The following is a 14450-nucleotide window of genomic DNA, read 5'->3' on the forward strand; positions in this document are numbered from 1 at the left end:
CTATGACGACAGATCAGCATGTGCCGGAGAACGACGGGTATAAGCATCGCCATCGGCATGAAGGGCCACAGAGGCATATTGTTGTCTTTATACTGTCCATTGTCTTGACCTTAATTGCTTTCGCCGCTGTTGCGGCTGGAGGCGTGAATGCCACCTTTGCGGTTATTCTACTACTGGTGATGGCAGTCATTCAGGTTATTGTGCAGATGGGCTTCTGGATGCACCTGAAAGATAAAGGACATCTAATCCCGATTATTTTCATGCTGGGTGGTTTTTTTACCGCCGGTACCTGTATTATTATGTCGCTGTATTGGGTTTGGTGGAATTAACGGACTATAAAGAAAGAGGCGGGCTGCGATGCCCCCTCTTTTTGGTGTTTAACTAGATCCTGCGCTAGGAGGGGTTAGGGTTATGCTCGGATTACAATATTTTAGCTTTGCAGAACTATGGAGCCCGCTTTTTCTGGCGGTTATGCTGCTGCTGACGGCGGGTTATTTCGTTTGGATTGGTCCGATTGCTGGACGTTATGCGGATTCAGTTCCGGTTCCGTTCTGGCGAAGAGCACTATTTGTGTGCGGAATGCTTGCGCTTTATCTGGCACAAGGCGGTCCTGTTAGCTTATTAGGACATATGATGTTTTCATTCCACATGGTTAGTATGGCCTTATCATACCTAGTGGCAGTGCCGCTAATTATGCTGGGGATTCCAGATTTTATGTGGCGCAGCCTATTGAAAGTAAATCCCTTTCGTCGGCTGTCTTTCTTAGCTCGACCGGTGGTAGCTGCTCTTATGTTTAATGGACTATTTTCCTTGTACCATATTCCTGTTATCCATGATTATGTGATGCTGCATTTTACCGTTCACCGAATCTACTATATTGTTTTATTCCTAACCGCTGCCTTAATGTGGTGGACATTGATCAATCCGCTACCGGAGCGCCGAATGGCGAGTGGACTGGGCAAGATTGGGTTTATTTTTCTAAATATGGTATTGCTGACACCAGCATGCGGACTGATTATTTTTGCAGATCAACCGCTCTATGCTACTTACAGTGATCCGGAGACTTGGGCACTTGCCATGGGCTATTGTATATCGGGTGATCCTTCTGCCTTACTTCAGAATTTTGGGGGTCCTGCGTTCTTTGAATTGTTGTCACCAAAGGTGGATCAGCAGGTGGGAGGGATCGCGATGAAGTTCATTCAGGAATTTATTTTTGCCTCTATGCTTGCTTATGTGTTCTATCATTGGTATAAAAAAGAGAACGGACAAGAGGGCGATGAATTATCGACGCCTTCCTCAGCACTCGAGGAGAGCACCTTGACCCGTGCATAACTGGTAGACTGCCAAGGAGGAGAATCATGGATATTTTTACGGTGTTTCCAACGATTAGCACATCGTTCATCGTGCTTAGTGCGGTGCTCGTAGCTATTGGCTGGTGGCTCATCATTAAGGGCAAACGCGAGGCGCACAAGAAGACGATGATTGCTGCCGCAATCGCTGCGCTCCTGTTTTTTATTGTTTATGTCTCTAGAACGTTGTTCGTGGGGAACACCTCATGGGGCGGACCGGATGAACTACAGACGATTTATCAAGTGTTTCTGATCTTCCATATCGTGCTGGCAACGGTAGCTGCGGTATTCGGACTTACTACATTAACTCTTGGATTTAAAGCGAAGTACTCCAAGCACCGTAAGTGGGGCAGAGTGACATCTATAATCTGGTTCATTACTGCGATTACTGGCGTTATGGTGTATGTGCTGCTTTATGTTCTGTATCCAGGTGGACACACCAAGCCGGTGTGGGAAGTTATTTTGGGCGCGTAGGTTAGCTGTGTGAATAGAGCTTGTGATTGGCGTGTGAAAAGAGCATGTGAATATGCGTGCGAATCGTACGTGAATTTGTGTGAATAGTAATGAAGTAAGCCTGTGTATCTGCTTGTTCCTAAATAGGGATAGTGGATGCCAGGCTTATTTTTAGGGAAAACCTCCCTGAAAAGAGATAAGTTTTGATCTCGAAAACGATAATTAGGGAATTTCCCCCTGTATTTTAACCGTTTTAGCTCTAAAACGTAGAATTGGGTGAATTATTAGGGAGAAATTCCCTAAAAACGTTGATTTCAGGCAAAATCCAAGTAATTTGAGGGAGATTTTCCCTAATTGTTGATCTACTTCACATGATGTCATACCTCAGATTGATCTGACCCAGCTCGCCTTCACCCCTCGCAGTTGCATCTGGCAGTTACACCCACCGAGCGATCCCATCCACCCAGTAGTAGCACCCGCCAAGCAGTCGCACCCACCGAGTCTTCGTATCTAACCACAAATCGCATCTACTCAACACCCCTCCACGAAGGAGCAACAGCCCCCACATCCTGCAACCTACAACTTATAGGCGAAGCAACAATGAGGTAATCTCACTCCGCATTCTTCGCATACATTAAACCTTTCCACATGCAATACTTAACCCTCTGATTAGTTAATCCCAATAATGATCAGCCCTCATGCGTGTAAGGTCTTCTCCAAAGGAAGGGGAGCGAATACCTCCTAATCTCTTTGAATATTTACCATTTACAGGATTGACAATGGTAAATTAGGGACATATACTGTGTATATAGATATATACAGTAAGCACAGGGATATGAACACCTGCTTCCCGAAGACGCTGAAGACATTGTAAAGCGAGGTTAGCATTTATGAGAACAATAAGGGATTCGTGGTTTATCGTCTGCTCTGATTTTAGAGGAGACAAATTAAAAGTATTTGGAACACTCATAACCACAATTATTTTTATGGGTTATCTGGCTGGAATGATGAGTTTGGTAACAAATGACGTGCTAGCTAATCAAGATCGGACAATGTTAGCAGATTTTTTACTTCTCTCATTAATGCCGTTAATCGGAGTCTCATTCTCCCGTCGTTCTATGAAATATTGGAGTGAAGACTCCTACACAAGAATGTTGGCTTACTTACGAGCTTTACCGATTCCTGTGACAGTGGTATTAACTCGGAGAAAGTTTCAGGCGATAGGGTCCTTTACTGTGAATGGTGTATTGTTCTTCGGAATTGTCTATATGCTCGGTGAGAACTACCGCAAGGGGATGACATTACCGGCGTTTATTGCTTTTGCTATAACTTGGATCGGTGTAGGACTCATTGTTTCAGGCTTATATATTTTTATCGAATATCTATTTAGCGGAAAAGTTTATCTAGGGCTAACCGTGCTAATCGTAGTGGCATCTTGGGCAATATCGTTCCTGGTTATGCTAGGGGGAGGCAACCTATTCTTGTATAGCATCTCGCTTTCTAAGGAATGGGGGCTGCTATCCCCGATCATGTGGGGCACACTTCTGCTAGGGACAATATCCGTGCAATTATTCTCTAAATGGACTATCCATCGACTCAAGAGTCGCGATCTCGTATGAACAATCTGAAATGGCAAGGACGGCGCTCTAGCAAGCTAGAGTGGAAGGCGAGGTGTAAACATGTGGATACCCGTACAAATCAACGAAAATAGTGCTGAACCCCTCTACCATCAGATAGAGACTCAGCTTAGATCATTAATCATAAGTGGAGTTATTACAGAAGGTACGCTGCTCCCCTCGATTCGTGAGTTTGCTGGAGACCTGAAATGTAGTGTGATTACGGTACGACGCGTGTATCAGGATCTAGAGAACGAAGGGTTGCTACGAACAAGACAAGGAACAGGTACCTTTGTATCCCATGTAGGTGCCTCTGCGATGGAGGAATATAAGCGAGAGACGATCAGCAAAGCGCTTGAGAGTGCAGTAGACATCGGTCGATCGGTACATTGCAGCAAGGAAGAGCTTGAACAGATTTTTCTGGAAATTGTAGAACGTAAATATAGAGAACAGGAATGAAAGGTGGGCGCTTACTCAGATGGTACAGATGGCGATAGAATTGCGGAATGTACGTAAACAGCGGCGTAGCAAGACAATTGGACCGCTAAACCTGAATCTGCCTCAAGGATATATCACAGCTTTGGTAGGTCAGAATGGATCTGGTAAAAGCACGTTACTGAATCTACTTCTACAGCTGTCGAACCCAGAGGAAGGTGATATTTATTGGTTTGAGAACAAGTATGATAACGAGCTGCCTATAGAGCTGCGACAATCTATTGCTTACGTCCCTGAGAATCCGATTTCAGAAGAGAATCACTGGAATGCGGAACAAGCGTCCCGATTTCGAAAGCATTGGTTTCCAAACTGGGATGAGTCGTATTTTCAGGATCTGATGGATCGCTTTGAAGTTCCGTATCATATGAGGCTCTCGAAGATGTCTAAAGGTGAGCGTCGGAAATTTGAAATTGCCGCAGCTCTTGCGTCACGCCCACGTCTGTTATTACTGGATGAGCCCTCTTCTGGCCTTGATCCTTTTGCCTGGAAGATTATGATGGAGACGCTTCACAAGTATATGGAAGAGACGGATGCAACGATGATTATCTCTACACACATTGTGGAAGAGGTACGGCGGCTGGCAGATTATATCGTGCTTATGCATAGGGGTGAACTGCTGGGTATGGCCGAAAAAGACAGTCTATTCGGTGCTTGGACTGAAGTGTGGGTGAATATTGCAGATGAAGAGGAGCTTGCTGAGTTATCAGCGGAATTACCGGGAGGCATAAACTTTGCCATGGATACACCGGGTGTAGCTTCGTTTATCATAGAACAATTTTCTAAGAACGAGAAACGCATTCATGACTTGGGCGTAAAAGTTATCAAGAGTCGCATTTTGGAATTAGATGAAATATTGGGTTTATGGACACAGGGATACCGTCCTATCCTGATTGATCACAAGAGAGGGGACTAGAGAAATGGAAGCCTTAAAGCTGGAAAGTGTAATGAAGCAATATGGAGAAAAAACCGCTGTAAACGGAATTAATTTAACGGTAGGCAAGGGGGAAATTTACGGATTACTGGGGGCAAATGGTGCTGGAAAAACAACCACAATGCGTATGGTGCTTGGCCTAATTTACCCTGATGGCGGGAATATTTTATATAATGGAAAGCCTTATAACAGCGAACTCCAGCAAATCATGGGCTATCTGCCCGAAGAAAGAGGATTATATCCAAAGGTAAAGGTAAGCGATCAAATCGTCTACTTGGCACGTCTGCGCGGGATGTCGGCTAGTGATGCAGATAAGAGCCTTCGCTACTGGCTTGATCGGTTTGAGGTTCCGGATTATTACAATAAGAAGATTGAAGAGCTCTCCAAAGGGAATCAGCAGAAAATGGGCTTTATCGCCGCAGTTGTTCATAAGCCGCAAATTCTGATCCTTGATGAAGCCTTCAGTGGTTTGGACCCTGTTAACGTGGAACTACTGAAAGATACGGTAAAAGAATTGCGTGATCAAGGAACAAGTATCTTATTCTCTACTCACCGGATGGAGCATGTTGAAGAGCTTTGCCGTAATATTACGATTTTGGATCGTTCCAATACTGTCGTGCAGGGCGATATTCGTACGATTAAGAGTGGGTATCCTCGTGAACAAGTATTGTTGCGTACGGATAACGAAGTGACCGGTCTAGAATCAATTGCAGGTGTAACAGCAGTACAGCGACAGGAGAGAGGTTATCTGCTGTCAATCAGTGGGATCGGCGCAGCACAACGTATCCTACAGCAGGCGATGGCGCAGGGTGAAGTGGAGCATTTTGAAATTAAGGAACCAACGTTAAATCAAATCTTTATCAGAGCGGTGGGTGAATCTCATGAATAAGATGGGGACAATTATTGGCTTTACCTTTAAAAATAAAGTAAGAACGAAATCATTCATGATTACTACGTTAATTCTAGTGTTGCTGCTCAGCATCGGGATGAATCTTCCGTATATCATCGATCAGTTTAAGGGTGATTCTAAAACAAACGCAGAGACTCAAATTGCTGTGATCGCGGAAGATGGAAATCAGGCTGCAGAGTTGTTGAAGGCATATACTTCACCTGAAGGAATGCCGCAGGCGAAAGTTGTGCAATATACTTCTGCCGATGATGCGGAGCTAAAGAAAGCTTTAGATGAAGGGACTGTAGAGGGGTATGTTACTTTTGCAGAATCGACTGGTGAAGGACTTCCACCCGTTACTTATTATAGTGAAAGTGGTGAATTGAAGGGCGATGTACAAATCTATCTCCAAAATGCCCTTCAGCAGGCCAACACCCAGTTCGTTGTTGGCGACAAGCTGACACAGGAGCAGATTGCTGCTATGTCAACACCGGTACAGATAGCTACTCAGCAGCTCAACCCTGATGGGACTGCGGGAGATAAAGATGCGTCGCAGGAATCCGCTCCAGCTATTAATTACGTTATTGTATACGCCATGCTTATGCTGTTCTTCATGTCTATCATGATGACTGGTAATATGATCGCAGCTGAGATTACTTCGGAGAAGAGCTCACGGATCATGGAGATTCTGATTACTAGTGCCTCACCGTTAGCGCAAATGTTCGGTAAAGTTATCGGAGTGTTCTTAGTAGGATTATTACAAATTGGCGTCATTATCGCAGCGGTAGTCGTCAATCTTAAGCTTCCGCATAATGCAACGATTTTAAAAGATTTAGACCTGGATTTAGGCCAGCTTAATATTAACTTGTTGCTTTATGGGATTGTTCTTTATGTACTGGGTTATTTCCTCTATGCCTTGATGTATGCAGCTGTAGGTTCAATTGTCAGCCGTACAGAGGATCTTGGCCAAGCGGTTATGCCGATTATGATGTTAGGCTTCGTAGCATTCTATGTTCCACTATTCAGTATCTCCAATGCGGATACTCTGCTGGTTAAGGTAGCGAGTTATGTGCCGTTCACCTCTCCATTGACCATGCTGCTCAGAATTGGTGTCGGTGAAGTAGCGATTTGGCAAGTTATTGTGTCATTAGCCATCCTGCTTGTTACCACGTTCATCTTTGGATGGTTGGCTGCCAAGATTTATCGCACGGGCGTATTGATGTACGGTAAACGTCCAAGTATTAAAGAGATCAGAAAAGCGATGAAGGCTTACAAGATCTAAGTGGCTTAAATAACTTTTAAGGAGTGGTAATCATGACTAAAAGTGAACAAAATAATATGATGCTTTTAATGAGTTCGGTATCTCTAGCTATGGTTAGTAGAATGCTCCCGACAGATGGATCCATTTTAATGGATTTCACTCAAGGTGTATTAACTGGTATCGCCATGGTAGGGATGGTTGCAGGATTGTGGATGTACGGTAAGGCGCGTAAGAGCAAAGCGTAATAGTAGGAAATAAGGAAGCCGCGGCAGATGCCGTGGCTTTTTTGTATACATATCGTAAAAGTTATGTAGCTGCGGCTTCTCCTTTGTTGATATTCATTATGAAGGAGTAGATCTAATCTTAGCTTCATCCGGACTCAGCAGGCGTTATTTGCGAGTAAACCGCCTTTGGAAGATAGTTGCGGACTCCAGTGCAGCTGTTCGATATGGATGGGGGGTTAGTTGGTGTTTTTGATCCAATAAGGTCCATGAAGTTCGCAAACTTACCAAATGTCTTTTCCCATTAGGGCTACACAACGGATAGATTACCACTAGGCAGTAAATCCTCTTGAACAGTCAGTTGCTCCCGCACATGTCTAAGCTGCGCTTTTAGTACAGGAACACTCTTTTGCAGGATGATGCTTATTTGAGGTAAAGATAGCTTTAGGCCATACCACATCGTTTTTACAAGCTGTTCCTCCCAAGGCAATGCCTTGGCAGATAGGAGAGACCGGCGCGTGTAATAATCAGCGCATTGTCGAATACAAGAGCGGTAAGCTTCGATAGAGAATAGCTGGCTGTCGAAGCTTTTTTGACGGAATATTTTATGAAGCTCTTTAAAAGTACGGATAGTAACCTTCTCGGCTTCTGCTGATTGTTGTAACAACATAGAACTGAGCGCATAGATATCATTCGTACACTTTTGAACACACGCTGCAAATATAGCTCCACGGGGTGATTCAGCAGGTAAGGGGTCAGGCATAATAAACACGATCCTTTCAGAATGGGTTATGGGATGAACCTATAATATAGAAAAGTAAGAAATGGATTTGTTGATAAGCTCGGCGGTATCAGGTTCTGGATAACTATGTTTTTGAAGCGCAACACTGGATGGTTTATAATATAGCCGCCCTCCTCTGGAATCTCTCCCACCAGCAACAGCTCTGTACAGACGACCTTGCTCAATGTGCCCTGCCAAGGATTTACCCTGCAGCTTGGCTTTTAAATCCTGTAAAGCACCTTGCACTAGCTCAAACTGAGTCTGATCCCACTCTGAACCATGGGTACGTACTTTATCTATCGCTTCCTCAAGCCGGCAATGGTATATCATTCTGAGAAAAGAACTCCATTTAATAAGGTCGAAGGTTTGGGTATTGGCAGAGATAAGACATGCCCCCCAGCTGCTACCTCCTTTACAGGTAAGTTTCAGGATGCCATACCGGCTGCCTTGATGAGCCTCCATTCCATAGTGAATAGGCTCAGGTGAATCAAAGACAAATACTTCTATGCGAGATAGTCTTCGCTGGTCCATGACGGTTTTCTCCTCCTTAGGTTTCCAAAAGCTTTAGATCTACATGGTGAATTACGTTAGCCTTCTCTATACAGGCGAGCATTTCAGCTTCATACTCACAGACTGCGGCATGCTCCAGCCATAGTAAGAATCTCTGTTTGCGTATAACGGATAAATGTAAGGGAAGGTTGTTGCGGGATCTCATTGCGTACCAACCGACTTCAACATCTTTTCACGGTTCCTTAAAAGCGGTGAGACACGGAAAACGTTGGTGTGCTGACCAATCCTCAGCTGTTGCTTTTCTCGGATGTTTTTATATATTTCGTATATAATCGTTCGATCCAAACAGTATTCACAGGTAGATAGGCTGTTGAAATGGCGAAGTGAACTCCAAAGTAAACATAATTTAGACTTTTTGGCTCAAGTAGCCCTTACTGAGTTCCCCAATAATAGTGTTTCATTCCTTTCACCCCGTCCAGCATGCTATTACCCTATAGAATCAGGTAACGCAAAAACCGCAGCAAGAGGAGGACCTCTGCTGCGGTTTTGGAATACAGGTATATACACACCTGTGCCAAAGCGTGGCGGATCAAGGGTCTCTCTCTTTACGCTTACGAGGTTAGCTGCCGGATTCGGACGGTGAGAGTCGCCCTACCTATGTGAGACTTGAACAGTCTCCTTCGGATTCACCCCAAGTAGGCCATGTGGCCTGATGGTTCCCCCGTTCCCTGCAAAAGCAGGAACTCAGCGTTGAATGTATTTCGTGAAATAGATTCAACCCGAATCATACTCTTTTCAAGGTGTTTCTGTAAAAACAGAAAGTGTTCTTTTGAGCGCAATTTTATCCATATCCTGCCGACTACGACGAAAAAAGGATCCAAATAGGTATTTATTGCGCGTTATCGGGCTTCTTCCTCGCTTAATCTCGCTTTCTTGTTTCCTTTCCTATAAAGGCGATTTTTGGGGATTCCTCCAATTGTGGTGAGTAAAATCACGTGGTATGCCCGTATTTCGCTAATCGATTCAAATTCGAGTAAACAAGAGATATAGAGAGATTGGATATCAAGTAAGCGCTATCCAATACGAAAATAGTTTTTAATTTGCATTATTTTGGCATCAATCAGGTTTTACAATACTTCCTGCATAAGGGTATGATTACTCCTGTTTCAACACAACAATCGAATATTTGATCCGCTTAATTTCCGTTAAGGAAAGCGGGGGAACCAACAATCGGCAGACGATGTGAGAGTCGGAAGCCGGTTATGGGGTGAATCCTGTAGAGGATGCGAGTGTGCTCGCATCCTCTACAGGTAGGGCGACTCTCACCGCCCGAATCCGACAGCTAACCTCGTAAGCGTATGGAGAGAGGATGAGTGCAATGTGACCGCTAGCGAGCCACAGAGGAGAATCCTTTGTGGCTTTTTGCTGTGCTGTTTTTAGCAAAGCATTTATGGAAAACCTCACGAAGAGGTCGTTATATTCATCATTAGCGGTAGCTTTTCTTTCAAGACCAGGGTGATCAAGCTCTGATCTTACAAGCAAAGCATTTGAGGAGAATAAGAGATGACAGATCAGAATGAATATGTACTGGTATGTGCGCCAACGAAGGCAGGAGAACATTTTATTAAGCTTCTAAAATTCAGAGGCATTAAGATGGCCGGATTGACCAACAACTTGCCTGAGAAGTCCCTACTTGAAGAGATGGGGATTGAGCAAGTTGTTCTAGTAGATACCCGCCATCAGAATACTTGGTTTCGCCCGCCGTTCCCGGTAGGCCGGGTATATCTGTTCGAGAGCAGCTTTACGTTATGCTGCCGCTATATTCAGATGTGCCGCACTTGGACGACACAGCCGATTTTTGTAATCACAAGCTCAATAAATCCTAGATTGGTCTATAAAAGACTTGGCGCAAGTTATGTAATCTATTCCCACAGTGGTGATGCTGATTTTCTGGTCGACAGATCACCTCATCAAGGATAAAAGAAGGAGTGCGGGAAATATGATGGATCTGTATATGGTGGCTACGCTAGCTGTGATTTACGGGTTGTTTTATGGATTTATGCGCTGGTGCGCAGGTGTAGTTGAGGATACAGGGAGGGATAAGCTGTGATTCTAGTAATCGCTGTTACCCTATTACTGTTTGTATATCTGGTTTACGCATTGATTCATCCGGAGAAATTTTAAGGAGGGGCATTCATGGGCATTTTGCAAATCGCTCTTGTAATCGTAATTCTCATCTTGCTGGTTAAGCCGATGGGCACGTATTTATATTATGTATTTTCTAATGAACCGAACCGTACGGATCGCTGGTTTGGAGGTATAGAAAAAGGGATTTTTAAGCTGATCGGCCTGAAAAAAAAGGACGGAATGTCCTGGAAGAAATATGCGCTCACCTTTGTTTTAACGAATATCGTACTGGTAACTTTCAGTTATATTTTTCTTAGATTACAGCGGGGACTGCCGCTAAATCCGAATGGAATTGCAGATATGGAACAGACGCTTTCATTCAATACGGTGATCAGCTTTATGACCAATACGAACCTGCAGCATTATAGCGGGGAGACGGGGCTTTCGTATTTTTCACAAATGGCTGTCATCACGATGATGATGTTCACGTCTGCAGCGAGCGGATTTTCTGTTGCGGTTGCTTTTGTCAGAGGGATCACAGGCCAGAAATCAGTCGGGAACTTCTTCGAGGATTTCGTCAAAGCACATATTCGTGTGTTCATTCCACTAGCTTTGTTAGTTTCATTGGTGCTGGTAGGCTTGCATGTGCCGCAAACGCTAAAGCCTTCGCTTGAGGTCACTACTCTGGAAGGGCAAACCCAACAAATTGCTATCGGGCCAGTCGCTTCTTTGGAATCGATCAAACATTTGGGCACGAACGGGGGCGGCTTCTTCGGGGCTAATTCGTCGCATCCTTTTGAGAACCCTAATCCACTTACGAACGTTCTGGAGATTCTCTCCATGTGGATGATGCCAGCTTCGCTCCCTTATATGTACGGATTGTTTGCGAAGAACAAACGTCAGGGCTGGGTGATTTTTACCGCGATGATGACCTTGTTCGTACTTTTGCTAAGCCTGAACTTTTATGCTGAATCCAAGGGTAACCCGGCGATCAATGCACTTGGAATCGAATCTTCACAAGGTAGCATGGAAGGGAAAGAGGTACGCTTTGGTATCCCGCAATCTTCACTGTTTACTTCAGTAACAACGGCAGCTACGACAGGTAGTGTTAACAATATGCATGATACGCTGACACCGCTGGGAGGGATTACGCCTCTGGCACTGATGATGCTCAATAATGTCTTCGGTGGGAAAGGTGTCGGACTAATTAATATGCTGATGTATGCCATCATGGGGGTCTTCCTATGTGGATTAATGGTTGGTAGAACACCGGAGTTTCTCGGACGGAAGATAGAGGCCAAGGAGATGAAGCTAATTGCTATTGCGATCCTTGTCCATCCGTTCATTATCCTTGTGCCGACAGCAGGTGCGTTTCTAACCGATTTGGGCCAAGGGGCCATCACGAATTCTGGATTCCATGGGCTTAGCCAAGTGTTATATGAATATGTCTCTTCTGCCGCGAACAATGGTTCAGGCTTTGAAGGACTTGCGGACAACACCACCTTTTGGAATGTTACAACCGGGATTGTTATGCTGCTAGGTCGTTATGTCTCTATAATCGCAATGCTGGCAGTCGCAGGTTCTCTGCTTCAGAAGAAGCCAGTTCCGGAGACAATTGGCACATTCCGCACAGACAATGGTCTGTTCACTGGAATTCTGATTGGTACGGTAGTGATTATCGGAGCGCTGACGTTCTTGCCGGTCATCGTACTCGGCCCTATTGCAGAATATCTAACCTTACGGTAGGAAGAAGGAGAATAAGATGAGTACTGTAAAAAGAAAAAAGCTGCTGACGGGACCCATACTCCTAAGCGCTGTAAAGGATAGTTTTATAAAGCTTAACCCAGTAACGTTAATCAAAAATCCAGTCATGTTCGTGGTAGAGGTCGGTACGATCATTGTGCTCCTCATGGTGCTGGCTCCTGGATATTTTAATGCAGAGCAATCGATAGGCTTCAATATCACCGTGTTGTTCATTCTGCTATTCACAGTGCTATTTGCGAACTTCGCTGAAGCATTGGCGGAAGGCCGGGGTAAAGCCCAAGCCGATTCGCTTAAAAAAACAAAACAAGATATCACAGCTAACAAACTGGTTGGAGGGTCAGTGAAGACCGTATCTTCCTCCGAGCTGCGTAAAGGGGATATCGTCATTGTCAGTCAGGGAGAACTTATCCCTGGTGACGGTGAAGTGATTGAAGGACTGGCTTCTGTAGATGAATCAGCGATTACAGGTGAATCTGCACCTGTAATCAAGGAGGCTGGTGGGGACTTTGGATCCGTTACAGGTGGTACACGGGTCGTCAGTGATGAGATTAAAGTTAGAATTACAAGTGATCCTGGTGAGTCGTTTCTAGATCGAATGATCTCCCTTGTTGAAGGGGCGAAACGTCAGAAGACACCGAATGAAATCGCACTAAATACGCTTTTGATCAGTTTGACGCTGATTTTCCTGATTGTAGTAGTGACCTTGCGGCCAATTGCGACTTATCTTGGTGTTGATCTAGACATTCCGGTCATGATCGCTTTGTTGGTCTGTCTGATTCCGACTACAATCGGTGGACTACTCTCCGCAATCGGAATAGCGGGTATGGACCGGGTGACCCAGTTTAATGTACTCGCGATGTCGGGTAAGGCCGTTGAGGCTGCTGGCGATATTAATACGATGATCCTAGATAAGACCGGTACGATTACCTTTGGGAACCGGATGGCGAGTGAATTTGTACCTGTCGGAAATGAATCCGAAGCGGAGCTTACGGCATGGGCGGCTATCAGTTCCCTAAAGGATGAGACGCCTGAGGGACGTTCTGTGATTGAGCTGGCCAAGAAGCTGGAACGCAGCTATGACAGCAAGCTTGCTGAAGGTGGCGAATTCGTAGAGTTCAAGGCAGAAACTCGGATGAGTGGTATTGATCTGCAAGATGGACGCTGTGTACGTAAAGGTGCGGTGGACTCCATGAAAAAATGGGTACAGTCGAAAGGTGGAGTCATTCCTGCGAACCTAGACAGTAATTCTGATGCCATCGCTCGAATGGGGGGGACCCCATTAGCGGTTGCGGTAGACCATCGGATCTATGGATTAATCTACTTGAAGGATACCGTTAAGCCAGGCATGAAAGAGCGGTTTGATGAACTGCGGAGGATGGGGATTAAGACCATCATGTGTACGGGCGACAATCCGCTGACCGCAGCTACCATTGCCCGTGAAGCGGGTGTAGATGATTTCATCGCGGAAAGTACACCTGAAGATAAAATAGCAGTCATTCGCCGTGAGCAGAACGAGGGCAAGTTGGTTGCGATGACCGGGGATGGTACCAATGATGCCCCTGCTCTTGCACAAGCCGATGTGGGCTTAGCCATGAACAGCGGTACGACAGCCGCTAAGGAAGCGGCAAATATGGTCGATTTGGATTCTGACCCTTCGAAGATTATAGAGGTCGTAGCGATTGGTAAACAGCTGCTGATGACACGGGGAGCGTTGACAACCTTTAGTATCGCGAATGATATCGCGAAGTATTTCGCCATTATTCCCGCAATGTTCATGCTCGCCATTCCGGAGATGGAAGCCCTGAATGTAATGGGACTAGGCTCGCCAAGCTCAGCAATAATATCCGCCTTAATATTTAATGCAATTATTATTCCCCTGCTCATCCCGCTGGCGATGAAGGGTGTGTCCTATAAAGCTATGAGCTCTACGAAGCTTCTGGGACGCAATATTTTTATCTATGGGCTAGGCGGAGTAGTTGTTCCTTTTGCGGGCATCAAGCTCATTGATATGATCGTAAGTGTATGGATTTAATGACGTGTTGACTAATCACTG

General features: G+C 45.1%; 16 protein-coding genes and 2 riboswitches. Of the genes, 13 read left to right on the forward strand and 3 right to left on the reverse strand.

Annotation, left to right across the window (positions count from 1 at the left end; genetic code table 11):
- Window positions 1-2 precede the first annotated feature (2 nt).
- From MHB64_RS02640 to MHB64_RS02680, 9 genes are all read left to right on the forward strand, one after another.
- The gene (locus MHB64_RS02640; RefSeq protein ID WP_042184535.1) at window positions 3-329 is read left to right on the forward strand and encodes a cytochrome C oxidase subunit IV family protein; all 327 of its coding nucleotides are present in this window, start codon (window positions 3-5) and stop codon (window positions 327-329) included.
- An 82-nt stretch (window positions 330-411) separates the two neighbouring features.
- Window positions 412-1332 (forward strand): cytochrome c oxidase assembly factor CtaG, encoded by a 921-nt coding sequence (gene ctaG / locus MHB64_RS02645; protein WP_094873976.1) that lies wholly within the window; start codon window positions 412-414, stop codon window positions 1330-1332.
- Between the two features lie 26 nt (window positions 1333-1358).
- Entirely contained in the window at window positions 1359-1823 is a 465-nt protein-coding gene (locus MHB64_RS02650; RefSeq protein ID WP_042123812.1) for a DUF420 domain-containing protein, read from the forward strand.
- A gap of 869 nt (window positions 1824-2692) precedes the next feature.
- Complete coding sequence (locus MHB64_RS02655) at window positions 2693-3421, forward strand: hypothetical protein (RefSeq protein WP_094873978.1); 729 nt, start codon at window positions 2693-2695, stop codon at window positions 3419-3421.
- Window positions 3422-3481: 60 nt separating this feature from the next.
- Window positions 3482-3877 carry a GntR family transcriptional regulator gene (locus MHB64_RS02660; protein WP_094873980.1) on the forward strand — a complete coding sequence of 132 codons (396 nt, stop codon included), beginning with the start codon at window positions 3482-3484 and terminating at the stop codon, window positions 3875-3877.
- Window positions 3878-3896: 19 nt separating this feature from the next.
- The gene (locus tag MHB64_RS02665) at window positions 3897-4826 is read left to right on the forward strand and encodes an ATP-binding cassette domain-containing protein (RefSeq protein WP_094873982.1); all 930 of its coding nucleotides are present in this window, start codon (window positions 3897-3899) and stop codon (window positions 4824-4826) included.
- A 4-nt stretch (window positions 4827-4830) separates the two neighbouring features.
- Window positions 4831-5733, forward strand: coding sequence for an ABC transporter ATP-binding protein (locus tag MHB64_RS02670; RefSeq protein ID WP_341133652.1), 903 nt, complete (start codon window positions 4831-4833; stop codon window positions 5731-5733).
- Complete coding sequence (locus MHB64_RS02675; protein WP_094877486.1) at window positions 5726-7015, forward strand: ABC transporter permease; 1290 nt, start codon at window positions 5726-5728, stop codon at window positions 7013-7015. The genes MHB64_RS02670 and MHB64_RS02675 overlap by 8 nt, the downstream gene beginning before the upstream one ends.
- Before the next feature lie 32 nt (window positions 7016-7047).
- On the forward strand, window positions 7048-7239 hold the full coding sequence (locus MHB64_RS02680) for a hypothetical protein (RefSeq protein ID WP_094873988.1): 192 nt from the start codon (window positions 7048-7050) through the stop codon (window positions 7237-7239).
- A gap of 286 nt (window positions 7240-7525) precedes the next feature.
- Here the strand turns inward: MHB64_RS02680 and MHB64_RS02685 are convergent, their stop codons facing one another.
- From MHB64_RS02685 to MHB64_RS02695, 3 genes are all read right to left on the reverse strand, one after another.
- Window positions 7526-7885, reverse strand: a complete 360-nt coding sequence (locus tag MHB64_RS02685; RefSeq protein ID WP_341133653.1) for a hypothetical protein — start codon at window positions 7883-7885, stop codon at window positions 7526-7528.
- A gap of 132 nt (window positions 7886-8017) precedes the next feature.
- On the reverse strand, window positions 8018-8527 hold the full coding sequence (locus MHB64_RS02690) for a hypothetical protein (protein ID WP_094873992.1): 510 nt from the start codon (window positions 8525-8527) through the stop codon (window positions 8018-8020).
- A 16-nt stretch (window positions 8528-8543) separates the two neighbouring features.
- The gene (locus MHB64_RS02695) at window positions 8544-8711 is read right to left on the reverse strand and encodes a hypothetical protein (RefSeq protein ID WP_341133654.1); all 168 of its coding nucleotides are present in this window, start codon (window positions 8709-8711) and stop codon (window positions 8544-8546) included.
- A gap of 389 nt (window positions 8712-9100) precedes the next feature.
- Window positions 9101-9266, reverse strand: a riboswitch (cyclic di-AMP (ydaO/yuaA leader).
- Window positions 9267-9688: 422 nt separating this feature from the next.
- A riboswitch (cyclic di-AMP (ydaO/yuaA leader) is annotated at window positions 9689-9879 on the forward strand.
- Between the two features lie 190 nt (window positions 9880-10069).
- On the opposite strand from MHB64_RS02695, the gene MHB64_RS02700 reads away from it, so the two are divergent.
- From MHB64_RS02700 to kdpB, 4 genes are all read left to right on the forward strand, one after another.
- Window positions 10070-10486, forward strand: a complete 417-nt coding sequence (locus MHB64_RS02700; RefSeq protein WP_094873994.1) for a hypothetical protein — start codon at window positions 10070-10072, stop codon at window positions 10484-10486.
- A 126-nt stretch (window positions 10487-10612) separates the two neighbouring features.
- Window positions 10613-10690, forward strand: coding sequence for a K(+)-transporting ATPase subunit F (gene kdpF, locus MHB64_RS33845; protein ID WP_076285959.1), 78 nt, complete (start codon window positions 10613-10615; stop codon window positions 10688-10690).
- Between the two features lie 12 nt (window positions 10691-10702).
- Window positions 10703-12379 carry a potassium-transporting ATPase subunit KdpA gene (gene kdpA, locus MHB64_RS02705; RefSeq protein ID WP_341133655.1) on the forward strand — a complete coding sequence of 559 codons (1677 nt, stop codon included), beginning with the start codon at window positions 10703-10705 and terminating at the stop codon, window positions 12377-12379.
- Between the two features lie 16 nt (window positions 12380-12395).
- Window positions 12396-14429, forward strand: a complete 2034-nt coding sequence (gene kdpB / locus MHB64_RS02710; RefSeq protein WP_341133656.1) for a potassium-transporting ATPase subunit KdpB — start codon at window positions 12396-12398, stop codon at window positions 14427-14429.
- Window positions 14430-14450: the final 21 nt, after the last annotated feature.

The organism is Paenibacillus sp. FSL K6-2859 (assembly GCF_038008265.1).
In the GTDB taxonomy this organism is placed as follows: domain Bacteria; phylum Bacillota; class Bacilli; order Paenibacillales; family Paenibacillaceae; genus Paenibacillus_AQ; species Paenibacillus_AQ nitricinens.